This is a genomic window from Arthrobacter sp. PAMC 25486, assembly GCF_000785535.1.
Classification (GTDB): Bacteria; Actinomycetota; Actinomycetes; order Actinomycetales; family Micrococcaceae; genus Specibacter.
The window spans coordinates 1,836,728-1,859,447 of the sequence record NZ_CP007595.1 but is presented as its reverse complement, the minus strand read 5'-3'; the positions used below and the strand labels follow the sequence as shown (position 1 = coordinate 1,859,447).

17 protein-coding genes and 1 tRNA gene are annotated in these 22,720 nt (G+C 62.7%); 11 read left to right on the top strand and 7 right to left on the bottom strand.

The features are described 5' to 3' along the window. Positions 1–6: 6 nt before the first annotated feature. Positions 7–414, bottom strand: a complete 408-nt coding sequence (locus art_RS08500) for a hypothetical protein (protein WP_162182046.1) — start codon at positions 412–414, stop codon at positions 7–9. Between art_RS08500 and art_RS22505 the strand changes: the two genes are divergently transcribed. Continuing rightward, complete coding sequence (locus art_RS22505; protein ID WP_162182045.1) at positions 413–589, top strand: hypothetical protein; 177 nt, start codon at positions 413–415, stop codon at positions 587–589. The genes art_RS08500 and art_RS22505 overlap by 2 nt on opposite strands. Here the strand turns inward: art_RS22505 and art_RS08495 are convergent. After that, the gene (locus art_RS08495; RefSeq protein WP_082000196.1) at positions 570–1,898 is read right to left on the bottom strand and encodes a macrolide 2'-phosphotransferase; all 1,329 of its coding nucleotides are present in this window, start codon (positions 1,896–1,898) and stop codon (positions 570–572) included. The genes art_RS22505 and art_RS08495 overlap by 20 nt on opposite strands. Before the next feature lie 174 nt (positions 1,899–2,072). On the opposite strand from art_RS08495, the gene nudC reads away from it, so the two are divergent. Then, positions 2,073–3,020 carry an NAD(+) diphosphatase gene (gene nudC, locus art_RS08490; protein ID WP_038464006.1) on the top strand — a complete coding sequence of 316 codons (948 nt, stop codon included), beginning with the start codon at positions 2,073–2,075 and terminating at the stop codon, positions 3,018–3,020. A 32-nt stretch (positions 3,021–3,052) separates the two neighbouring features. Beyond that, on the top strand, positions 3,053–5,164 hold the full coding sequence (locus art_RS08485) for an ATP-dependent DNA helicase UvrD2 (protein ID WP_038469360.1): 2,112 nt from the start codon (positions 3,053–3,055) through the stop codon (positions 5,162–5,164). Here the strand turns inward: art_RS08485 and art_RS08480 are convergent. Next, positions 5,125–6,219, bottom strand: coding sequence for a TOMM precursor leader peptide-binding protein (locus art_RS08480; protein WP_157875215.1), 1,095 nt, complete (start codon positions 6,217–6,219; stop codon positions 5,125–5,127). The genes art_RS08485 and art_RS08480 overlap by 40 nt on opposite strands. A 162-nt stretch (positions 6,220–6,381) precedes the next feature. Here art_RS08480 and art_RS08475 point away from each other — a divergent pair, with 162 nt between their 5' ends. Continuing rightward, positions 6,382–7,014 carry a M48 family metallopeptidase gene (locus art_RS08475; protein ID WP_082000194.1) on the top strand — a complete coding sequence of 211 codons (633 nt, stop codon included), beginning with the start codon at positions 6,382–6,384 and terminating at the stop codon, positions 7,012–7,014. Between the two features lie 100 nt (positions 7,015–7,114). Here the strand turns inward: art_RS08475 and art_RS08470 are convergent, their stop codons facing one another. Beyond that, complete coding sequence (locus tag art_RS08470) at positions 7,115–8,476, bottom strand: zinc-dependent metalloprotease (RefSeq protein ID WP_038469355.1); 1,362 nt, start codon at positions 8,474–8,476, stop codon at positions 7,115–7,117. A gap of 232 nt (positions 8,477–8,708) precedes the next feature. On the opposite strand from art_RS08470, the gene art_RS08465 reads away from it, so the two are divergent. The 3 genes from art_RS08465 to art_RS08455 all read left to right on the top strand — a co-directional run bounded on the left by art_RS08465 (position 8,709) and on the right by art_RS08455 (position 13,093). Continuing rightward, the gene (locus tag art_RS08465; protein ID WP_038464001.1) at positions 8,709–9,803 is read left to right on the top strand and encodes a PDZ domain-containing protein; all 1,095 of its coding nucleotides are present in this window, start codon (positions 8,709–8,711) and stop codon (positions 9,801–9,803) included. Positions 9,804–9,888: 85 nt separating this feature from the next. Then, positions 9,889–12,879: a UPF0182 family protein gene (locus art_RS08460; protein ID WP_038463998.1), complete on the top strand. Its 2,991-nt coding sequence runs from the start codon at positions 9,889–9,891 to the stop codon at positions 12,877–12,879. A gap of 140 nt (positions 12,880–13,019) precedes the next feature. After that, positions 13,020–13,093: transfer RNA gene (locus art_RS08455), tRNA-Met, on the top strand. Between the two features lie 279 nt (positions 13,094–13,372). Here art_RS08455 and art_RS08450 read toward each other — a convergent pair. Continuing rightward, entirely contained in the window at positions 13,373–15,196 is a 1,824-nt protein-coding gene (locus art_RS08450; RefSeq protein ID WP_038463995.1) for an SLC13 family permease, read from the bottom strand. A gap of 199 nt (positions 15,197–15,395) precedes the next feature. Between art_RS08450 and art_RS08445 the strand changes: the two genes are divergently transcribed. The 4 genes from art_RS08445 to cls all read left to right on the top strand — a co-directional run bounded on the left by art_RS08445 (position 15,396) and on the right by cls (position 20,485). After that, complete coding sequence (locus tag art_RS08445; protein ID WP_038463992.1) at positions 15,396–15,773, top strand: SHOCT domain-containing protein; 378 nt, start codon at positions 15,396–15,398, stop codon at positions 15,771–15,773. Between the two features lie 32 nt (positions 15,774–15,805). Then, positions 15,806–17,359 (top strand): AbgT family transporter, encoded by a 1,554-nt coding sequence (locus tag art_RS08440; protein ID WP_052136143.1) that lies wholly within the window; start codon positions 15,806–15,808, stop codon positions 17,357–17,359. A 64-nt stretch (positions 17,360–17,423) separates the two neighbouring features. Next, on the top strand, positions 17,424–18,926 hold the full coding sequence (locus art_RS08435; protein ID WP_038463986.1) for a M17 family metallopeptidase: 1,503 nt from the start codon (positions 17,424–17,426) through the stop codon (positions 18,924–18,926). Between the two features lie 53 nt (positions 18,927–18,979). After that, complete coding sequence (gene cls / locus art_RS08430; RefSeq protein WP_253901527.1) at positions 18,980–20,485, top strand: cardiolipin synthase; 1,506 nt, start codon at positions 18,980–18,982, stop codon at positions 20,483–20,485. A 253-nt stretch (positions 20,486–20,738) separates the two neighbouring features. Here cls and art_RS08425 read toward each other — a convergent pair whose 3' ends face one another. Then, positions 20,739–21,872 (bottom strand): AI-2E family transporter, encoded by a 1,134-nt coding sequence (locus art_RS08425; RefSeq protein WP_052136142.1) that lies wholly within the window; start codon positions 21,870–21,872, stop codon positions 20,739–20,741. 126 nt (positions 21,873–21,998) lie between these two features. Next, positions 21,999–22,616 (bottom strand): TetR/AcrR family transcriptional regulator, encoded by a 618-nt coding sequence (locus art_RS08420; RefSeq protein WP_216699591.1) that lies wholly within the window; start codon positions 22,614–22,616, stop codon positions 21,999–22,001. Positions 22,617–22,720 lie beyond the last annotated feature (104 nt).

Below are 22,720 nucleotides of genomic sequence, written 5' to 3'. Positions count from 1 at the left end.
GAAGAGCTAGTAGATGCTGTCGTAGGCCAGTTGCCTGTTTGAATAGATGGTGATCCAGAAAGTGGTCCCGGCAGGTACATCCACCGTAACGCTGCTGACCTCTGCCGGGTCTGCTGGGGCGAAAGTCATGGAGCCGTGGTTGGTCGGGGAACAGTCGCCGCTGCCCGATATCCCTTGCTCGGAGGAAATGCCGGCGCTCCACCCACCTGGTCCGTCGCAGTTGATGACCAGGCCAATCAGTTTTTGCTTGTCTGTGAGTCCTGACAGGTTGAAAACGCTTTTTCCCGAACCGGTGGACTGTTCAATGAGCGTTCCGGGAGTCGGTCCCTCTGCGATCAAGGCTTTCTGTGCGGCCAGAATTCTCTCCGTGGGCGGCGTGGAAGCCGATGCCTCAGTTGTAGGGGCTACTGGCATGTCCGCCGGTGTTGCACACCCTGACAATGCCAAGGCAGCGACGGCTGCGGTGCTGATGAGTGCCAAAAACCTCTTTGCTGTCCCCATGGGCGACAGTCTGGCACAGATCGGTGCCTTTGGCTCGGGCCACCACCTTGTCGGCGGTGGCACGCAGACTACTTCTCAAGCGGGATGACCTTCATGGCAGTGGTGTCCACATCCTCAGTTGCCGCCTTGGTGATGCCAGAGTCTCCGGATTCCGCTGTTGCTGAATCCTTCTCGGAGGTCTCTGTGGCCTCAGCAGAATCGAGCGCCGCATCCGTGCCTGCCCCGGTGGCACTTTCGGTGCCGGCCTCAGCGGGGGCGGCGGCAGCAACGGCGTCGTCCGTTGCTTTAGGCTCTTCATGGGCTGCCGGCCGGTCAGCCGTTTCCGGGATAGGTGCGGCTGACACTTTTTCAACCGGAACAACTTGAACAACCGGGGCAGCGACCACGACGGGGGCGGCCGGCGCAGCGACCTCAACCGGTGGGACCTGGGCAGGGTCCTCAGCCGGTGCGGCCGGGGCAACGGCCGTTTCGATGCTGATCGGCTGCCCGCCGTGCTCGGCGATGTCGGCTTCGAGCGTGCGCAGCATGGACTCGGCGTCCTCAACCATGCGGGCACTGTCGGCCGCGTAACCCTTGACGAGCCACTGGGCCAGCGCAAATTCGGCGCTCAGGGCTGCGCGGCGCAACAGGTGGGGGTCGGGAGTTTCGTTGCGCGCCGCGGCATAGGCCTGCATGACGGTGTCAACAAAGTCGGGGTCGTTGACGGCCACCAACCAGGCGAAATCGTCGGCCGGGTCGCCCACGCGCAGGTCGGTCCAGCCAATGACGGCGCTGACCGCATCGCCGTCGAGCAGGATGTTATCTTCGTGCAGGTCGCCGTGGACCACGCAGGAATTGAAGCGCCACAGGGCCACATCCTCCATGGCGTGCTCCCAGCGGCGCAGCAGCGACGGCGGGATCTTGCCCGTGGTGGCGGCCTGGTCCAGCTCGTTCAGCTTGCGCTGGCGAAACTCATTGGCCGTGTAACTGGGCAGGTCAAAGGTGGTGACAAGTTCCTGTGGCAGGTCATGAATGGCGGCGATGGCCCGACCAATTTCCAAGGCCAGGGTGGCACTGCCGGTGGCCAGGTCGTCCACAGTTTCGGCCTTGCCTGCAATGTGCGAGTACACAAAAGTGATCAGTTCGCCTTGCCTGACGGTTCCGGCGACGGTGGGCAGCAGGAAGGGCAGCTCGGCGCGGATGGCGGGGGAAAAGGCCCGCAAAACCTGGCGCTCGGTTTCCAGCCGGGTGCTGGCCTCGGCATGGCGGGGGGAGCGCACACGCCAGCGGCGGTTTTCCGAATCCACAAGCAAGGCAGAACAGAAATTGGCGCCATCATCGGGTTCCGGACCGAACGCTGTGACGTTGAGTCCGGGCACGGCGGCGCTGGCTATCGCGGCCAATTCAATTGCTGTCATTCTTCTCACCCCTCCACCGTAGAGCGCGAAGCCGCCAACCCGGCGTCGTTGGGGCGGCGAGTCGCAAGTTCTCCTGTCACAACAGGGCCAAATACGCCTCCAACGCGCGCATGGTTATCCACAGTAACGGCGGCAGGAATGTCAAAATCTGCAGTGGATGCGTACGGTAGAAACATGACCAAAGCCAACCCCTCACCCGAATCCGTGCTTGATCGCCAATGCGAGCAGCGCAGCGAACCAGGGTATTTGGCGGCGGTGCTGGCTTCCCCCACCCATAAGGTGATGTTTTTTCACCGCGGCAAGGCGCTTTTGAGCGGTTCCGAGGTCGGCTATTTCGACCCGGCAGGGCTCCCTGCTGCCCTTCCCGCCGGGACGGTCCCTGTGTACCTCGGCAAGGTGTTGGCTGGCCACGGGCACCCTTTGCGGGCGGGCACCGACATTGTGCTCCAGGTTCTTCCGTACGACGCCGGTGACCTCACCTGGCTGCCTGGGGGCGTCGAGTTTGCCGGGTATAGGGACGCGGCACGGCAACTCAGTGTGGGCGATGCCCAGACTTTTGTGGTTGCCCAAGCCATCTCCAATTGGCATGGCACCCACACGAACTGCCCCCGGTGCGGTAGTCCCACCGAGGCGCAGTTCTCTGGCTGGATGCGGCGCTGCGTCCAGGACGGTTCGGAACATTTTCCACGCACAGACCCGGCCGTCATCGTGGCCATCGTTGGAGCCGACGAGCGGATTCTGCTGGCCAACAACTTCCAGTGGGAAGAAAACAGGTATTCCACGGTCGCCGGTTTTGTTGAGGCGGGCGAGAGTGCTGAAGAGGCGGCCGTCCGCGAAATTCAGGAAGAGGTGGGCGTCCACATGCATGCCCTTGAGTACTCTTCCTCGCAGGCGTGGCCTTTTCCGCGTTCACTCATGCTGGGCTTCATTGGCTACACCACCGACGTTGCGGCCACGCCTGACAACGTGGAGGTGCGGGCTGCCCGCTGGTTCGGCCGCGAGGAACTGCAGGCCGCAGTTCTCAGCGGCGAAGCAATTATTTCGCACAGGCTGTCCATTGCCCGGTCCCTGATTGAGCACTGGTACGGCGGCCCCATACTTGAGCCCGGTGACAACGCATGAGTTTTGACCCGCAGCAATCTGGCCTTCCGGTCATGGATGAGCACACAGCGGAGCAGCACATCCTTGCAGGACTAGACGAGGAGCAGCGCCAGGTTGCCACCACCTTGAACGGGCCACTGTGTGTCTTGGCCGGGGCCGGCACAGGAAAAACCCGAGCCATCACTCACCGCATCGCCTATGGCGTGCACACGGGCGTTTACAACCCCAACAGGCTCCTTGCCGTGACTTTCACTGCCCGTGCCGCAGCTGAAATGCGAACCCGGCTGCGCGACTTGGGCGTGGGCACTGTCCAGGCGCGCACCTTCCACGCCGCAGCGTTACGGCAGTTGCAGTATTTCTGGCCGCACGCCGTCGGAGGTCAGCTCCCGGGGCTGCTGGACCATAAGGCGCAAATTATTGCCGAGGCTGCCCGGCGGCTGCGGCTGCCCACGGACAGGGCCGCGATTAGGGACCTTGCCGCCGAAATTGAGTGGGCAAAAGTTTCCATGCTGACCCCTGAGACGTACCTTGTGAAGGCGGTGGACCGCGGCGAGCCGGGCGGTCTGGACAAGTTGGCCGTTGGGCGCCTGTTCCAGGCCTATGAGGATGTGAAGGCAGACCGGAACCTGATCGACTTTGAGGATGTTCTGCTGATTACCGTGGGCATCTTGCAGGAAGATCCGCGGGTGGCCGCCACCGTGCGCGACCAGTACCGGCACTTTGTTGTGGACGAGTACCAGGACGTGTCCCCGCTCCAGCAACGCATGCTGGATCTGTGGCTGGGCGGGCGCGACGACCTGTGCGTGGTTGGCGATGCCAGCCAGACCATTTACTCCTTCACAGGTGCCACGCCGCGACATCTCCTGGATTTCCCCAAGCAATACCCGAGCGCCAATGTGGTGAAGCTGGTGCGGGACTACCGTTCCACACCGCAGGTTGTGGGCTTGGCAAACACCTTGTTGGGCAGCAGGCGCAGCGGCGGGATGACGGCCGATGCGTTGTGGTCCAAGCCGCTTGAGCTGCTTGCCCAGCGGCCCAGCGGGCCTGCGCCAGAGTTCCTGGAGTGCAGCGATGATGAGGCTGAGGCGGCTGCCGTGGCAGCCCGCATCAAGACGCTGATTGAGCACGGCACCAAGGCCAGCGAGATCGCCGTGCTGTTTAGGACCAACGGACAGTCCGAGGCCTACGAACAGGCCTTGACAGCTGCCGGGGTTGGCTACCAGCTCCGCGGCGGTGAACGCTTCTTTGCCCGCAAGGAAGTCCGTGATTCCATGCTGCAGCTGCGGGCGGCAAGCCGTGCGGCAGAGGATGAACCACTGGGCCAACTGGTGCGGGATGTGCTCAACAACCTGGGATACCAGCCTGACGCGCCCAAGACCGGTGGCGCCGTGCGGGAACGGTGGGAGTCGCTCTCCGCCATTGTGGCGCTGGCCGATGAACTGGTGGTTTCACGCAGCACCCCCGAGCACACCTTTACCTTGGTGGACTTTGTTGCTGAGCTGCAGGACCGGGCCTCAGCCCAGCACGCGCCGACAGTGCAGGGCGTCACCCTGGCGTCCCTTCACTCGGCCAAGGGGCTTGAGTGGGATGCGGTGTTCCTTGTTGGCCTGAGTGAAGGCCTGATGCCGATCTCCTTTGCCGACACTCCGGAAACGGTGGATGAGGAGCGGCGGCTGTTGTATGTGGGCATCACCCGTGCCCGGGAGTTCCTGAACTTTTCCTGGTCCACGGCGCGCACACCTGGCGGCCGGGCGAACCGTAAACCGTCGCGCTTCCTTGACGCCTTGCGGCCTGGGTCCGTTGGTGGGGCGCCAACGGGACCGCGCATGGCCACCACGCGCAAGTCCCGAAAAGCAGCCGGGCCGTCCGTGTGCAGGGTGTGCGGGAAAATCCTCAACACCGGGGCGGAACGCAAGGTGGGGCGCTGCGTGGAATGCCCGCCAGGCTACGACGAGGCTGTCTTTGAACAGCTGCGAGCATGGCGGCTCGGTGAGGCAACAAGCGCGGCAGTTCCTGCGTTTGTGGTGTTTACGGATGCCACGTTGATGGCCATCGCCGAGGCGGCACCGCAGGACCTGGACGCCCTGGCGGCACTGCCGGGTGTGGGGCCGGCCAAGCTTGAACGTTACGGTGAGGCTGTTTTGGAAATCCTGGCCAGGGACTGATTCTGCCACTGGCAGCCGCAGTCTGGATGGGCGCTGAACTCCTGCCGGGTCCACCTGCCATTGTCCTGATGGAAGGTCAACACCGAAGACCACGAATTTGGCTGGTTGACGGCATCCAGAAACAGCAGGATCTGTGTGGCTGCCGCCCCGGCCAATGTCATGGCCAGGGCCACGTTCTCCAGATGTTCAGCCCTTGGCTTGCGCCCCGGGGGGTGGGCCGCCTTGGCGGCAAGCTGGGCGGAGATGTCCAACCACTGCGGGTCCACGACGGTGCGGTTCCTGTCCACACATTCGGCACATGCCGTTTCCCCCGGGACGACCAGCGGGCCGATCGTGCCGTCCTGCTCACGGAGCAACACAAAAAGGTGCGGACGCTCGGCCGCCAGAAAACGTGCTGCAGTCTCTGCTGAGGCGGTGTCATGCCCCACCATGACGGCAAGGTCAAGGCAAGCCGGGCCGGGAGCCGAGGCCCCGCCGTCGTGCACCACATGGGCCTGGGTGCCAGGATCAATTCGCAGCAGCTGGCGCCGCACGGCAATGGACCTGGCCAGGCCAATGTCGCTGAGTGCAAACGCGCCGGGGCCCACATCGGCGGCCGCAACCGCCCTGTCATCCTCCAACAAGATGGTGCCCAAACCGGCGCTGACCAGCACGGCGGCCAATGCAGCCCCCGTGCGCCCCAATCCGATGAGATGGACCACTGCCTGCTCGCGACGGGTCATGAAGTCATTGCAGGGGCCCTGATACAAACCTAACAGGGCAAGGCGTTCGGGGAGCAGGCGTTCGGCACGAAAACCCTGCGTGCGCAGGTCGGCGTCGGTGAAGAGCAGACCCATCAACTTCGTGCAAATTTCCTGGGCGCGCAGGATGTCCACACCCAGGGCTGCGGCCTTCTCCATCACCTTCTTGTCGGCAATCCCGTGATGCAATGCCTCCACGAACTCCATTTCAGCGTCTTGCAACCCGGTCAGGATCTTCCCGCCTGCGCCCATGCCGATCTGAACGCTGTGCCCGCCACGGCGAACCATGCGAAGCCCCGGATTGATAGTTGCCATGATGCCCTCCCGCACTGTTGAGCAGACTCTTCCAGCGTGTTTCCCTGTCCTGATCATGGCACGTTGGCGTGCTCGGCGTGCAGAGTTATCCACAGGCAGGGGTTGTCCACATTTTGCTGTGGCAGTTACAAAAAGTGCCGGGATTCGTTGTACCGTCGATGCATGGCAGCACCAGCATCCCCGCGTCGAACCCTTGGCACCGGCACCCCCGGCCCGCTGGGGGACTCCGTCTCCGCGCACCTGCTCAGCAACGGCAATCCAGTGATTGTTCGGCGCACCGCCCGGCGCAAAACCGGGCTGAGCGCTTTTTGGGAGGACGGTCAAGCGGTCATAGCAGTCCCGGCCAGGTTGACGCTGGAAGAAGAAAAATACTGGGTGCCGCACATGGCCGCCAAGCTGGAGGCGAGCCGGCGCGAGCGGCAGCGGAGGATCCCCGCCAGTGACGAAGCGCTTCTGCAGCGCAGCCTGTCGCTGAGCAGGAAGTATCTCGGCTCCCGCGCCCGCCCCGACTCAGTGCGATGGGTCAGCAACCAGAATGACCGTTGGGGCTCTGCCACCCCGGCACGCAAAACCATCCGCATCTCACACCATGTGCAGGGCATGCCCGAATGGGTGCTCGACTACGTGGTGCTGCACGAACTGGCGCACCTGATCCATCCCAACCACAGCCCCGCTTTCTGGGCCGAATTGGAGGGCTATCCGGAGCTGGAAACCGCGAAGGCCTTTCTCGCCGGGGCTTCCTTTGCCGCCGCCCGCAACATCAGCGGAATGGGTGGGGACGACCTGGATCCCTAGACGATTAAAACGGCACGGCGGCTGGTTGGCTCTTGGCGGCGATGCATCACCCACAAGAGCCAACCAGCCGCCGAACCTGCAACCGGGGCCAAATTCCCGCTTATTTGTCCTCTTCGGGCTCCGGATCATCGAAGCCGCCGTCAAGCAGCTTGGCCAACGCGGCATCAACGTCCGATTCGGAGGCAGCCTCGGCGGTGCGGCGGGCGCTGAAGCCGGCGGCGTCGTCCAGGTCGGCTGAGGTGGGCAGCAGGTCGGGGTGGGCCCAGATGGCGTCGCGCCCGGCAATGCCGTGCTGTTCCTTCAATGAAGCCCACAGGGCAGCGGCTTCGCGGAGCCTGCGTGGGCGCAGCTCCAACCCGACCAGGGTGCCGAAGGCATGTTCAGCGGGACCGCCGGTGGCCCGGCGCCGCCGGATGGTTTCGCGGATGGCGGCAGCCGACGGGAGGTTGGCGGCTGCTTCAAAGGTCAGCTCATCAACCCAACCCTCAACAAGTGCCAGTGCGGTTTCCAGCTTGGCCAGGGCGGCATCTTGGTCCGGGGTGCGCGCTGGCATGAAGACGCCTTCGGAGAGGGCAGCCTGCATGGATTCCGGGTTGGCCGGGTCGATGTTATGCGCCAAATCCTCAATGCGGGACATGTCGATGTGGATGCCGCGCGCATACGATTCGATGGTTCCAAGCAGGTGGCCGCGCAGCCAGGGGACCTGGACAAACAAGCGCGCGTGGGCTGCCTCGCGCAGGGCCAGGAACAAGCGGATTTCCTGCTCCGGGACCTCCAAACCCTCGCCGAAGGCTTTGACATTCGCCGGCAACAAGGCCATCTGCAAATCTGCCAGCGGGATGCCGATGTCAGTTGAGCCAACCACTTCCTTGGCAAGCGCGCCCACGGCCTGGCCCAGCTGCAGCCCGAACAACGCACCGCCCATGTTTTGCATCATGGATGCTGCACCGCCCACCATGGACTTCATCTCTTCGGGGAGCTGCTCATTCATGGCCTTGGATATGGCAAAGGCGATGCTGTTGGCCACCGGTTCGGTCAAACGCTGCCAGGTGCCAAGTGTTTCCTCAACCCATTCCGCGCGTGACCAGGCACGGCCAATGATGGCGGTGGGGGCCAGTTCGGTGAACGGATCAAGCCACATTTCGGCAAGTCGCAGGGCCTCGTCCACCTCTTTTTGCTGGGCGGGGGTGACTGACGGGTCATCGCCGGCGGCCGCCTTGCGGGCAGCATCCCGGGCAAGGTCCCAGTTGACGGGGGTGTCCGAGGAGCCACTCATCATGGCCTGCACCTGCGAGAACATTTGCGCCAAGGCGTTGGGGTCGGACGGCAGGCCGGCAGCCTTTGCCAACTCGGCCGGGTCAAAGCCTTCCATGCCCTGGCCGCCCAAAAGGTTGGCGAGCATTTCCTGAAGGGGGTCCTTCGGTGTGTCGTCGTCGTCGTTGTTGGCTGGTGTGGAAGACATGATGGCCCGATCGTTGGCGTGGACGCTGAATAACTTCACGTTACCGCCGTCGTCCTGCGTTGTCGCCCTGTGGACGGGCACTGTTCGCTCTAGGCAAAGGGTGGCCGGCATTCACGGCCAACTCCCAGCAGGGGCACAAGCACAGTACATCTGAACACAGTAGGCTAGGGGCTTGGCGACTGTTTTCTGCGGTTGCAGGCGATAGCGCGGACCAGCGTGGAGAGGCACGGTTTTGAGCCAGGAGTCAATGGATGCGGCGCAACCACCCACGACGGTTCGCGACCGCAGATTCTCCTTCATGGTGGTCTCCGGTGTCCTGACGGTGGTGCTGGCCGTCGCCGCCATGACCATCCCCGTCCCGTACGTTGTTGAGTCCCCGGGCCCGGCCATCAACACCATCGGCCAGTTGAACGGCAAGGACATCATCACGGTCTCCGGGCGTGAAAGTTTCCCCGCTACCACCGGCACCTTGGACCTGACTACGGTGCACATGACCGGCGGGCTGCCCGACAGTCAGATCCGCTTCGCCGATGCCGTGGTGTCTTGGCTGACGCCTTCGCACACCGTGTACCCGGCCGAGCTCATTTACGCCCCAGGCACCAGTCAGGAGGCTGTCAACAGTGAGAACTCCGCCGCCATGACAGGTTCCCAGGACAACGCCACCGCCGCTGCCCTGACCGTGCTCGGCATCGAGTATGAGTCCAACCTTTCGGTGGCCTCCATCCCCGCCGACGGTGCCGCCTCCGGGATTTTGAAGCCCGACGACGTCCTTCTCACCATCGATGGACGGAAGATCGCCAAACTGCAGGACATTCAAGAGGTGCTGGCCCAGGGCGAGGGTGCGTCCGTGGACATTGCCGTGCGGCGCGAAGGTGCCGAAAAGACACTGACGCTCACACCGAAGCTGGGTGCGGAAGGCAAATACCTGCTCGGGATTGCCCTGCAAAACACGTTCAAGTTCCCCTTTGACGTGAAATTTGCGTTGGACAACATTGGCGGCCCCAGCGCCGGAATGATGTTCGCCCTTGGCATCATGGACAAATTGACGCCTGGTGAGCTGACCGGCGGAAAACATTTCGCCGGCACCGGAACCATTGACCCGGCCGGAAATGTTGGTGCCATCGGCGGCATCGCACAGAAGATGGTGGGGGCGCAGAACGCCGGGGCGGAGTACTTTTTGGCCCCGGGCGCGAACTGCCAAGACGTGGTGGGACACATTCCCAACGGGCTTGAGGTCTTCAAAGTCAATACACTCAAAGAAGCGTATGACGCAGTTTCCAGCATTGGCTCCGGCAAGGACAGCACTGCACTTCCCCGCTGCGAGTAACGATTGAGCATCATCCGGAACATAGTTCACGAACCGTTCGTGAGACCAGTAGATACAAGTACATCAGTTGAGTAAGAGGTAGAGAGTGACATCCCGCCCATCCCCACCGCCCGGCAATACTGTCCGGCCGAAGCGCCGCAGCGCCCTGCTGCCCACCATTTTGGTGGTCGCAGCACTGGTCATTGCCATCGCGATCTTCTCCGGCTATTACACGGACTTCCTGTGGTTCAACCAGCTGGGCTATTCCGGCGTGTTCTGGACTGAGCGCCTTGCCAAGCTGTTGATCTTCCTCGCAGGGTTCCTGATCATGGCACTGGGGGTGTACTTCTCCATCCGGGCCGCCTACAAGGCCAGGCCGATCTATGCACCCGACAGCGCCCGTGAGGACAACCTCAACCGCTACCAGATGCAGCTTGAGCCGGTGCGCCGCGTCGTCATGATCGGTGTACCCGTGGTCTTTGGACTGTTTGCCGGGACTGCCGCCATGGCCCAGTGGGACAAGGTCATGCTGTTCCTGAACCGTGTCCCGTTCGGCAAGACCGATCCGGAATTTGGCCTGGACATCAGCTTCTACACCAGCACACTGCCGTTCTTCGGCTTCGTGGTGGGCATGCTGATCAGCGTCACCGTGATCGCCTTTATCACTGGGTTGCTCACGCATTACCTCTACGGTGCCATCCGGCTCACAGAGCGCGGCATCTTCACGTCCCGCCAGGCCCAGATCCACATTGCCATCCTGGCCGGTGTTTTCCTGCTGCTACTCAGTGCCAACTTCTGGCTGGGACGCTACGGGACCGTGCAGGACAACGGCGGCTACCGTGCCGGTGCCATGTTCACAGATGTCAACGCGGTCATCCCCACCAAGGCCATCCTGGCTGCGGCAGCCATCATTGTCGCGGTGCTCTTCATCATTGCCGCCTTCATGGGCAAATGGAAGCTGCCGCTGATCGGCACCGGAATGTTGGTTGTCACTGCCATCGTGGCCGGTGGCATTTACCCGTGGGCCGTGCAGGAATGGCAGGTCAAGCCCTCTGAAGGCAACGTGGAACTGCCCTACATTGAGCGCAACATCAACATGACCCGTGACGCCTACGGGCTGACCGGCATGGAGGTCACCCCCTACAACGCCAAGGTTGATGCGGAAGCCGGCGCGCTGCGCCAGGATGCCGACACGGCAGCCAACATCCGTTTGCTGGACCCCAACCTGATCTCTTCAACCTTTGCGCAGCTGGAACAGTACCGTCCGTACTACAAGTTCCCCAAGACGCTCAACGTTGATCGGTACACGATCGACGGCAAGGTCCAAGACGCTGTCATCGCAGTGCGCGAACTGAACCCCGCGGGCATCAGCCCGGACCAGCAGAGCTGGTACAACCAGCACCTGGTGTACACGCATGGTTATGGTGTTGTGGCGGCCTATGGCAATACCGTCACCTCGGACGGCAAGCCGGTCTTCATGCAGTCGGGCGTACCCTCAGTGGGCAAGCTGGGCACGGACACCAGCTACCAGCCGCGCGTCTATTTCGGCCAGTCCACCACCGACTATTCAATCGTGGGTGCCCCGGAGGGGACCGATCCCATCGAGCTGGACCGCCCTCAGGGCAACACCCCGGCAGCCACCGACAACGCCTCGGACGAGACCCTGACAACGTTCACAGGCCAGGCCGGTCCCAACGTGGGCAACTGGTTCAACCGCGTCATGTACGCGCTGAAGTTCCAATCCACGGACCTCTTGCTGACCAACGGCGTGAACGAAAAGTCACAGATCCTCTATGACCGCACCCCGGCCGAACGTGTTGCCAAGGTTGCCCCGTACCTGACCCTGGACGGCAACCCCTACCCGGCGATTGTTGATGGCAAGGTCAAGTGGATTGTGGACGGCTACACCACCAGCTCCTACTACCCGTATTCGCAGCAGCAGCAGCTTCAGGAAGCCACCACTGACTCACTGACCGCAGCCGGCGGCATCGCTCCCTTGCCGAACGCGTCCATCAATTACATCCGCAACTCCGTCAAGGCAACGGTTGATGCCTACGACGGCTCAGTTGACCTGTATGCCTGGGACACCGAGGACCCGATCCTGAAGGCGTGGCAGAAGGTGTTCCCCACCAGTGTGAAGCCCTTCACGGAAATGTCGGGTGACGTCATGTCCCACGTGCGCTACCCGGAGGACCTGTTCAAGGTGCAGCGTGAGTTGATGGGGCGCTACCACGTCACGGATCCCACGAACTTCTTCAAAAACACCCTGGCCTGGAGCGTCCCGGACGACCCCACCACCGAGGCCGTTGACAAGCAGCCCCCGTACTACCTGTCATTGAAGATGCCGGGCAAGGATAAGACTGCCTTCTCCTTGACCACCGACTTCATTCCGCAGGAAGTCAAGAACACTGATTCCCGCAACATCCTGTACGGCTTCATGGCTGCCAACGGTGATGCCGGCAACGTCAAGGGTGTCAAAAGCCCCGACTACGGGAAGCTGCAGCTCCTGCAGCTGCCGGATGCCACCCAGGTGCCCGGTCCCGGTCAGGTGCAAAACACCTTCCAGTCCGACCCCACTGTTTCCGAGCAGCTGAACGTGCTGAAGCTGGGACAGTCCGATGTCATCAACGGCAACCTGCTCACGCTCCCCATGGGCGGTGGCATGTTGTATGTGCAACCGGTCTATGTGCAGTCAACGGGCTCCACGTCGTACCCCACGCTGCAGCGCGTCCTCGTGGCCTTCGGTGACAAGATTGGTTATGCGCCCACGTTGAATGAGGCCCTGGACAAGCTGTTTGGTGGCGACTCCGGTGCCGCCGCGGGCGATGTTGGCGTCCAAAAGCCCGGCACAGGCGGTTCCGCGGAAGGCGGCACCGCCACGCCCGGGGCCGGTGACAATGCGGCCCTCACCCAGGCGCTCAGTGACGCAAACACGGCCCTGCAGGCCGGACAGGCCGCCTTGGCCAAGGGTGACTTTGCCGCCTACGGTGTGGCCCAGAAGCAGTTGGAGGCTGCGATTGCCGCAGCGCTGGCCGCGGAAGGTGCGGGCGCAACGCCAGCACCGGAGGCGACGCCCTCGCCGAGCGCGGCACCCTAGTTCCGCGTCGTGCATGACTGAAAGGCCCCGGACGCACCACTTGGTCCGGGGCCTTTCCCCTGGTCGGCAGCAGGGGAGATGAACGTCACGTGTCCACAGTTTTGCCTGCGAGACAATGCACGGTAAAGTAATAATCACATCGCGGGGTGGAGCAGTTCGGTAGCTCGCCGGGCTCATAACCCGGAGGTCACAGGTTCAAATCCTGTCCCCGCAACTCCACAAGGAAAGTCCCCAGTCTTCGGATTGGGGACTTTTCTGTTTCCCGGCAAAGTTCGTTTGGGGAAATGATCCCGATCACGCTTTCTGCTCCCGGAATCCCAGAATCATTTGGCGGAACCGCGATCATTTTTCGACGGCGGGCTGGGTCGCAGGGTTAGATTCGACGGCGGGCTGGGTGGCAGGTTTAGATTCGACGGCGGGCTGGGTCGCAGGGTTAGATTCGACGGCGGGCTGGGTCGCAGGGTTAGATTCGACGGCGGGCTGGGTGGCAGGTTTAGAAGGGCCAGAACACCGGCACCAGGAACACCGCCACCACCAGGTAGAGGGCCATGATGACCGCACCGAACTTCCAGTAGTCGCCAAACTTGTATCCTGCGGGGCGCATGATCATCATGTTGGCCGGAGTGGCGATGGGCGTCAGCAGCGCCGCGGCGGACGCCACGCTGACACACATGAGCACCGTGATGGGTGACAGGCCCGCCTCCGTGGCAACTGACAAGGCGATGGGGATGATGATCAGCGCGGTGGCCGTGTTGCTGATGAGCTGGCCCAGCACGGCCGTGACAAGGAAGATGCCGACCAGCAGCAGGTAGGGGCTGCCGCCGCCGGTGAGGGTGACAATGCCGTCGGCAAGCATCTTGGCGGTGCCTGTTTTAGTGATGGCGGCCGAGAGCGGGATCATGCCGGCCACCAGGATCAAGGTCTGCCAGGCCATGGATCGGTGCGCCTGACCGATCGTGACAACGCGGCTCAGCACCATGGCCATGGCTGCCAGCAGCGCCGCGACGGCAGCCGGGACGATGTTGGTCGTCATCATAACGACCATCGCGGCCAGGATCACCAGTGCCGGGATGGCTCCGGGGCCAAGCGGGACCGTCTGGCGGCGGATGGCGTCCGGGGAGTCGACGAGGAGGACGTTTTGGTCCTGCGTGTGCTTGTCGAGAGCCACCCAGCTGCCCTGCAACAATAATGTGTCGCCGGCCTTGACCCCTGTGGCCCGTGTGGCAGGAGTGTTGCCGGCAGTGGCCTTTCCGGCCCGCTGGTGTGCCAGCACCACCAGGGATCCGCTCTCCGTGACCATGCCGGGGTAAACATCGGTGCCGATGAGGTTTGACCGGGGGGATACAAGCACCTCCGCCACGCCAAAGGACTTGCTGACGAGCCCGCAGGCAACGCCGTTTTCGCCTGCAGACTCCACACTCATCTCGTGTTCCACCGCGAAGTCCGCAATGTCCGTGGCGGTTCCCCGGACCACCAGGTAATTGCCAGCCTCCAGGGTGTCCCGTGTCAGAGGCTTCCCCGCAGAATTTTGCACGCTGATCAGGTGTACATCACCGCGGGTTGCCGGAAGCACTCCCTCGATGGCGTGCCCAACATGGGTGCTTGCAGCCGGAATGCGGAGCCTGGTCAGTTCGTGTTCATCCGGCCAATAATGGCTCAGTATGACGCGCGGATGGTTGCTCAGATCCTTCGGCGTTGCCTCCGGAACCCGTTGCGGCAGCAGCTTCGGTCCCAGGTAGATGGCAATGAGAATGGTGCCAATGAGCAGCGGCAGCCCCACCAGGGCAAACTCGAAGAAGCCAATGCCATCCCCCGTGGCACCAATGGCCGCCTCAAGGATGAGGATGTTCACAGGCGAACCGGTCAACACCAGCAAGGATCCTGCGTGCGCGGCAAAGGCCATGGGCATGAGCAACTGGCCGGGTTCCCGGCCGAGGCGCACGGCCAGCACCACCACCATTGGCAGCAATGCGGCCACGGCGCCGTTGACACTGATAACGGCGGTAAGAAACGCCGTGAACAGCATGATCAGGGCAATCAGGCGGGGACGGCTGTCGCCGGCAAAGCGCACCAGCAACCCGCCCATCCAGGTGGTGATGCCGGCAGCGTCGATGGCCTCCGCCACCACAAATAGGGCGGCGATGAGGACCACAGTTTGGGAGCCAAATCCTGAAAATGTGTCATCAATGTCGATAATCCCGGTGGCAAAGAGCAGCAGTGCCACACCAATGGCCACTATTTCAACGGGAATCTTATTCCAAACAAATATGACAATCGTAATTGTCAGAATTACCAGCATTGTAGCTATTTCACTCATAGGCACAGGCTAGTGAACAAGGAGTGGCAGGACAATTGTGACGCGAAGTTCTACCGTATGTAGATTGTGACCTTTGTAGGGGACAAAATACTGTGAAGGGCTGCTATTCTGACAGCATCATCACTGATTGGGATCAACGTCTGGTCCTGCTGGCGACGCCTCGGGCACGCCGTAACTACCGAATTTATTGGGGAAAATAATGCAGTTTTTTGAAGTTTTTTGGTCCATTACCATTGCCTTCTTGTTTTTGGCCTACCTGATCCTGCTGTTTCAGATTGTGGCCGACATTTTCCGGGATGAATCACTTTCCGGAATTTTCAAGGCAATCTGGATATTCTTCCTGCTGGTGACCCCGTATATTTCGGCACTGATTTACATCATTGTCCGCGGTGCCGGGATGTCCAAACGAAGTGTCAAGGTGGCAGCGTCTGCGCAGCAGCACACTGAGGAATACCTCCGCCGGGTCGCCGGCACCCAGAGTCCGGCCGACCAGATCGCAGCGGCAAAGTCCCTGCTCGACGCCGGCACCATCAATGAGTCCGAGTACACCCAGCTCAAGGCCAAGGCCCTGGCATAACCGTTTGACCTTTTGATTGGGGCAGATACACCATGGCTAGTAAAGAGGCGGCGCTCAAGCCGCAAAAGAAGTCGGTGCTTGAGAAGTTCCTGACGGGTGTTGAGGTGGTGGGGGACAAGGTTCCGCACCCCGCAGTCATCTTCCTGATTCTTATCGGGATCGTCATGGTGCTGTCCGTCGCCTTCTCTTGGGCAGGCGCCAGCGCAACGTTCCAAAGCGCCAACATTGTCACGGGCGAGATCGACGATGTCACCACCAAGGTGCGCAGCCTCCTCGACGCCGACGGCATCCGCTTCCTCTTTACCTCCATGGTCACCAACTTCACCAACTTTGGCGTGGTGGGGGTCATCCTCGTCGCCATGCTCGGTGTGGGCCTGGCCGAGGAAGCAGGGCTGATCTCCGCCCTGATCCGTAAGCTGGTCCTGGTCACGCATCCCAGCATGATCACCTTCGTGATCGTGATCCTGGGTGTCATCTCCAGCATCGCCACCGACGCCGGCTACATGGTCCTGATCCCGCTTGGCGCAGCCATTTACCACTCCCTGGGAAGGCACCCGCTGGCCGGCCTGGCCGCAGCCTTCTCAGGTGTGGCGGCAGGCTTTGGCGTCAACATCCTGATCACCCCGCTGGACGGCATGCTCACCGAGGTCACCAACGAGGCGATCCACATGATGGATCCGGCCCGGAACCTCGACGTGACGGCCAACCTGTACTTCAGCATCGCCTCCACGGTCCTCGTAGCCATCATCTGCACCATCCTGACGGACAAGTTCGTCGAACCCCGCCTGGGCGTCTACGAAGGCCCATCAGCCGGGCACGAGGACGGCGCATTGAACAAGGAGGAAAAGAAGGGCCTGCTGTGGGCTCTCTACACGGCGGTGGGGATTGCCGCCGTCGTGCTTGTCCTCTCGCTGCCCTCCTGGGGTCCCCTGCGCAACCCGGAAACGGGCTCGCTCATTGTGGCCGCCCCGCTGATGGACAGCATCATCTTCCTGGTTATGATCGTGTTCCTTGGCTGCGGCATCGCCTACGGGCTGGGCGCCGGCACCATCAAGAACAGCATGGACATCATCAACCCCATTGTGAAGACGTTCGCCAACCTGGCCGGGCTGATCTTCCTGCTGCTGGTCATCGCCCAGTTCATCGCCTACTTCGCCTACACCAATCTGGCCACTGTGGGTGCCGTGGGCATGGCCGACTGGCTGGAAACCTCCGGCTTCGGACCCATCCCGCTGCTGATCGGCTTCGTCATTGTCGCCCTCATCATCGACATCCTGATGCCCGGCGGACTGCCGGCCTGGGCCATCCTGGCCCCGATCTTCGTGCCCCTGTTCATGCGCCTTGGCATCGAGCCGGAGGCAGTTCTCGCCGCCTATCGCGTGGGGGACTCACCTATGAACATCGTCACCCCGCTCATGCCGTACTTTGCCATGATCGTGGTCTTCGCCCAGAAATACCGCCCCAAGTCGGGCGTGGGCACCATCGTGGCCATGATGCTGCCGTACACGGTGGTCTTGATTGTTGTGTGGACGGCTTTCCTGATCCTCTGGTTCGTCACCGGCATCCCGTGGGGCCCGGCTTCCTAGCCCACCCTCCGGCCCCTTCTTCGCCCAGCAGTCAACCCGCATTCCCTTGAAAGGTTGTTCTTCCATGGCACATTCACCCAACAAGCTCATCCCGGAATCCTACGATCCGGCACCATCCCTGCAGCTGGATCCCACCGTTTCCGCCGCGACGACGCTGGGAGGGGCGGCCACCGCCGTCGGATATTACGTGTCCACTGAAGGGGACGTCCCGACCGAACTGGGTCTGGGCCGAGATGCCCTGGCTGCCGCCGGATTTACCGGCGCTGCCGGCCAGGCATTGCTGCTGCCCCGTGAAGGCACGACGGCGGTACTCGCCGTGGGCGCCGGCAGCGGTGCCGCCCGCACCGTGGATGAGTTGCGGGACGGCGCTGCCGCGTTTGCCGCGGCCGCCGCCCGCCATGTGAACCTGGCGCTGGTGCTCCCGGACGGGCACGGCGTTGATGGTGCGCTGGCCGCCCAGGCCTCGGTGGAGGGTGCGCTGTTGGCCCGGTACCGCTTCAATGCCCTGAAAAACAAGCCCACGTCCCTTGCGGTCGAAAGCCTTGAAATTGTAGGTGCGGGTGTTGGTGCCGAGTCAGGCGCCGCCCGTGGCAAGGTCCTGGCCCGCTCGGCCGCACTGGCCCGCGACCTCGCCAACAACCCTCCCGGCCATCTCACGGCCACGGAGTACGCCGACTTTGCGGCCGAACAGGGGCCCGGATTCGGGCTCAGCGTGGAAACGTACGGCTTGGCAGCGCTCATTGAGATGGGCTGCGGCGGGCTGCTGGGCGTCAATGTCGGCAGCTTCGAGGAGCCGCGCCTGATCGTGCTGCGCTATGTGCCCGACGGCGAACCCACGGCGAACCTGGCGTTGGTGGGCAAGGGCATCATGTACGATTCCGGCGGCATCAGCCTCAAGCCTTCCGACCCCATGCACCTGGCCATGAAGATGGACATGGCGGGCTCCGCAGCAGTGCTGGCCGCCATGACCGGCCTGCGGGACCTGGGCGCCACGGCAGCGGTCAGTGCCTGGCTGGTCTGCACCGACAACATGCCCTCCGGCACGGCCACGAAGCTTGGCGACGTGCTCAAGGCCCGCAACGGCACCACGGTTGAGGTCAAGAACACCGACGCCGAGGGCCGCCTGGTCATGATGGACGCACTGTCCCTGGCCATGGAGGAAAGCCCCGACGCCATTGTTGACGCCGCCACGCTCACGGGCGCCGCCATGGCCGCCCTCGGCACCCTGGTCGGGGCCGTGATCGGCAACGACCAGCCCCTGGTGGAGCAGATCAAGACGGCCGGTGGCGTTTCGGGCGAGTCCATCTGGCAGCTGCCGCTGGAAACCCGCTACCGCAAGCAACTGGACTCGGATATCGCCGACATCTCCAACATGGGCGGACCCACGGCCGGCGCCATCACGGCGGCGCTTTTCCTCTCGGAGTTTGTCAAGGGCACCCCGTGGGCGCACCTGGACATTGCCGGCACCATGAAGAGCGACTCCGACGAGTCCTGGCGTCCCAGCGGCGCCACCGGCTACGGGACTCGGCTGCTGAGCGAATTCATCGTCAATTACGCCAAGCCGTAGGCTCCCCCGGCGGCACCAGTAGGTAGGATCAACAAAGGCGACGGGCACCGTGTGTGCCCGCCGCCTTTGCCATCCATGACCGGACCAGAGAGCGGAAATACATGATGATCGATCCGGAGACGTGGGCCTGGATCCTCCTGGCGGGACACCTCATTTTGGGCGCCGTTGCCGTTGCCTACATTTCGGCCCGACGCCGCCCGGCCACGGCCATCGCCTGGATGCTCACCATCATTTTTATCCCCTACGTTGGCCTGGTCGCGTTCATGCTGGTTGGCTTTTCACGGCTGCCCAAGGCGCGAAGGGACAAGCAAAAACTTGTCAATGAGCTGTTCCTGGAACGCACCGAGGGGTTCGACCAGTTCAGCCACAAGGAAGACTGGCCCAAAGGCCTGCCGGGCATGGTGACCCTCAACAGCGCGCTCGGTGCGCTGCCCATGGTGGGAGGCAACGACGTCGAACTTCTCCCGGACTACCACGGTTCCATCGCGGCGATGGCGGCGGAGATTGACCGGGCCGAGAAATACGTGCACGTGGAGTTTTACATCCTGGTGCACGACGGCGCCACGCGGCCGTTCTTTGACGCGCTGGCCCGGGCTGCGGCCAGGGGAGTGACGGTGCGGGTGATGAGCGACCACCTGGCCTCGCTCATGAACCCGGGGCGCAAGGAAACCCTGTCCCGGCTGGCAGGGATGGGCGCCGAATACCACGCCATGCTGCCGCTGCGCCCGTGGCAGGGGCACTGGCAGCGGATCGACCTGCGCAACCACCGCAAGCTGTTGGTGGTGGACGGGCAGGTGGGGTTCACGGGCTCGCAAAACCTGGTGCACGAGAGCTACAACAAGAAGAAAAACATTGCCCGCGGGCTGCGCTGGCATGAGCTCATGATGCGCATCCATGGGCCCGCCGTGCGGGAACTGGACGCCGTTTTCGTCACCGACTGGTTCAGCGAGACGGATGAACTGCTGGTGCTGGACACCTCGCCCGTGGTGCTGGATCCGGCCCCGCACCGCGTCGATGCGCAGGTTGTGCCGAGCGGGCCCAGCTTTGAAAATGACAACAACCTGAAGTTGTTTGTGGCGATGATCCACCAGGCGACGGAGCGGGTCAGTATTACCAGCCCGTACTTTGTGCCGGAGGACTCGGTGCTCATGGCGATTATCACGGCTGCCGGGCGGGGGCTGTCGGTGGAGCTGTTTGTGTCTGAGATTGGCGACCAGGCCATGGTCTACCACGCCCAACGCTCCTATTACGAGGCGCTGCTGCGGGCGGGCGTGAAGATCTATTTGTACAAGGCGCCAGAGGTGCTGCATGCCAAACACTTCAGCATCGACTCCGATGTGGCAGTGATCGGCTCCTCCAACATGGACGTGCGGTCGTTCTCGCTGAATATGGAGATCTCGGTGCTCATCCACAGCCGGGCCTTTGTGGTGCAGCTGCGGGGGATCGAGGACGGCTACCGGGCCAACAGCCGCGAGCTGGAACTGGCCGACTGGGTCAAGCGTCCCGTCTGGGAGAAGTTCTGGGACAGCGCGGCCAGGCTGACCTCGAACCTCCAATAGCCCCGCATCCCACACCGACGTCCGCCCCCACCTCCGCCCCCACTTCCAAACGCTCCTGCAGATAACGGGGTGTTTTGGCGGACGCTCCTTCACTTATGGGGCATTTTCGGGCAACGCTCGCTCACCTGGTGATGAGCGTTGCCCCGCTGGCGGGCCAGTCGGTGACGACGGTGCGAGGCGGGCGGCCCGTGAAAGGTGACTTCCCGCCGTCGTGCCTGGAATTTTTGCGTGGCTCGTGAAACCGGACCGGATGTCAGGCCTTGGCCCCCTTGGCCGCCTTGGCTTCCGCCCGCTGGGCCACGAGCATTGCCTTGGACTCGCTGACGTCGCCAATGAACGGTTTCAGCCATGCGGATTCCGGGTGTGAGTCAACGAGTATTGCCCTGGCAAGCAGTGAGAGAGGGACGGCCATCAGGGCACCGAGCGGACCCAGCAGGGCGGACCAGAAGATGACTGACAGGAATGTCAGCGTCATGTTCAGATTGACCGAGCCGGAGACAAATTTGGGCTGGATGATCGACTGGATCAGGGAATTGATGACCCCGTAGAACGCCACGACGCCGATGAAGGTGGGCAGTCCGCCGGCCAGCAGGGCCATAATGGCGGCAGGGACCAGGGAGATCCAGAAGCCGATGAACGGGATGAAGCCGCAGACGAAGGCCAGCAGCGCCCACAGTCCGGCGCCCGGAACGCCCAGGATCAGTAGGAGCGCCAGGTTCAGCGCCGCCACGATGGCGCCGAAGATCGTGGTCATGATCATGAAGGAACGGGAGAGTTTTGCGAAGTTGGACAGAGCTTCTACGACGGGCGCACGCTTCTCTTTCACGACGGCCAGAATCGTGGGGAAGTAGGTGGCGTCGATGCTCATGAACATGATCAATAGCAGCAAGAACACCGTTGCGGAACCCATGTTCATGGCGCTGCCGAGCAGGTTGTAGGCGGTGTCGAGCAGGACCCGCAAATCAATGGAATTGACGATGGCGCGGACCTGGTCGTCACCGATCCCCAGGGAGTCGTGCAGGAAGACCCGTAGATCGTCGCGGAGTTCGGCTATTTGGGGTGCAAATTGCGGCAGCAGTTTGGTGAGCTGGACGGCGGAGACCCACAGGGAGGCCACCAGCGCCCCAATCATGGCGTACACAGCCAGAATCGTTGAAATGGTGGCCAGCACCGGCGGGACGCCGCGTGCCATGAGGCGCTGCTTGAGCGGATAGACGCAAATGGTCAGGATCAGCGCCAAAAAGACCGGTCCCACAATGGATGAAATCCTGCCCAGTCCCCAAAGGACAATGACCGCGGCGGCCAGGCTGATCAGGACCTTGGTGCCGGAGGAACCGTTCCCGGAAGACTCAGTTCCTGAAGCTGCGGTGCCGCCTGTTGTGCTCATGTGGTGTCCGTTTCAATTCTGCCATTCCCGATGCCCCAATGGCATTGGAATGATCTTATCGGGCAGCGGCAAAAAGCGGAGGTGCAGGAGCGTTTGTGAAAAGCGCCCTGGAAGTGAGGGAGCGTTTTAGGGGGTGGGGGATTCTGCGGTGATGATTGCCTCAAGCTCCGTGCACCAGGCGTCGAGCACCCAGGTACGGCGGCCAGCGTCGTCCGTCAAAATGTTGGCCAGGCCAAGCCCGCGGCCAAGGTCCAGGGTGGCTGCCACGATGGCGCGCAGCCGCGGATTCTCCCGATCGATGTTCAGCAGCGTTGACGCGAGCCGGAACGCCTCCCTTGCCACGGTCTGCTCCAGCGGGATGATGTGCTCACGTACAACAGGGTCGACGGCGGCTGCCGTCCAGACCTGCAGGGCCGCCTTGAACAGGGGGCCGGTATACAAGCCCACCAGCGAATCCAGCACCTCCCGCACAGGGGCGCGCCCGCCCGAATGGATGGCAAGTGCCGTCCGGACTTCGTGGACCCGGGCCACGGTCATGTGTTCGATGGCAGCTGTGAAGAGGTCGTCCCGCGTGGGGAAGTGATGCTGCGTGGCGCCGCGCGAAACCCCCGCATGGGCGGCCACCGTGGTGACCGTGGTGTTGTTCCAGCCGGTCTCCGAGAGTAGGGTCACGGCACTCTCCAGCAGCCGTTCCCGCGTGGCTCGGCTGCGGTCCTGCTGGGGTGCCATGACTGTTCTGCTCACACGAGGACGGTAGCACGAAATAGAAACAATCAAGCACGCTTGCTTTATTATGAACCAGGTCACATACTTGCAGTACGAGTGTGCAGCGTAGGGACGACGAGGGA

Bases quoted from the DNA above. Each gene is read 5' to 3' on its own strand.
- art_RS22505 (WP_162182045.1), top strand. From the start codon at position 413: ATGTCCGCCGGTGTTGCACACCCTGACAATGCCAAGGCAGCGACGGCT.
- art_RS08500 (WP_162182046.1), bottom strand. From the start codon at position 414: ATGCCAGTAGCCCCTACAACTGAGGCATCGGCTTCCACGCCGCCCACG.
- art_RS08495 (WP_082000196.1), bottom strand. From the start codon at position 1,898: ATGACAGCAATTGAATTGGCCGCGATAGCCAGCGCCGCCGTGCCCGGA.
- nudC (WP_038464006.1), top strand. From the start codon at position 2,073: ATGACCAAAGCCAACCCCTCACCCGAATCCGTGCTTGATCGCCAATGC.
- art_RS08485 (WP_038469360.1), top strand. From the start codon at position 3,053: ATGGATGAGCACACAGCGGAGCAGCACATCCTTGCAGGACTAGACGAG.
- art_RS08480 (WP_157875215.1), bottom strand. From the start codon at position 6,219: ATGGCAACTATCAATCCGGGGCTTCGCATGGTTCGCCGTGGCGGGCAC.
- art_RS08475 (WP_082000194.1), top strand. From the start codon at position 6,382: ATGGCAGCACCAGCATCCCCGCGTCGAACCCTTGGCACCGGCACCCCC.
- art_RS08470 (WP_038469355.1), bottom strand. From the start codon at position 8,476: ATGTCTTCCACACCAGCCAACAACGACGACGACGACACACCGAAGGAC.
- art_RS08450 (WP_038463995.1), bottom strand. From the start codon at position 15,196: ATGAGTGAAATAGCTACAATGCTGGTAATTCTGACAATTACGATTGTC.
- art_RS08445 (WP_038463992.1), top strand. From the start codon at position 15,396: ATGCAGTTTTTTGAAGTTTTTTGGTCCATTACCATTGCCTTCTTGTTT.
- art_RS08440 (WP_052136143.1), top strand. From the start codon at position 15,806: ATGGCTAGTAAAGAGGCGGCGCTCAAGCCGCAAAAGAAGTCGGTGCTT.
- art_RS08435 (WP_038463986.1), top strand. From the start codon at position 17,424: ATGGCACATTCACCCAACAAGCTCATCCCGGAATCCTACGATCCGGCA.
- art_RS08425 (WP_052136142.1), bottom strand. From the start codon at position 21,872: ATGAGCACAACAGGCGGCACCGCAGCTTCAGGAACTGAGTCTTCCGGG.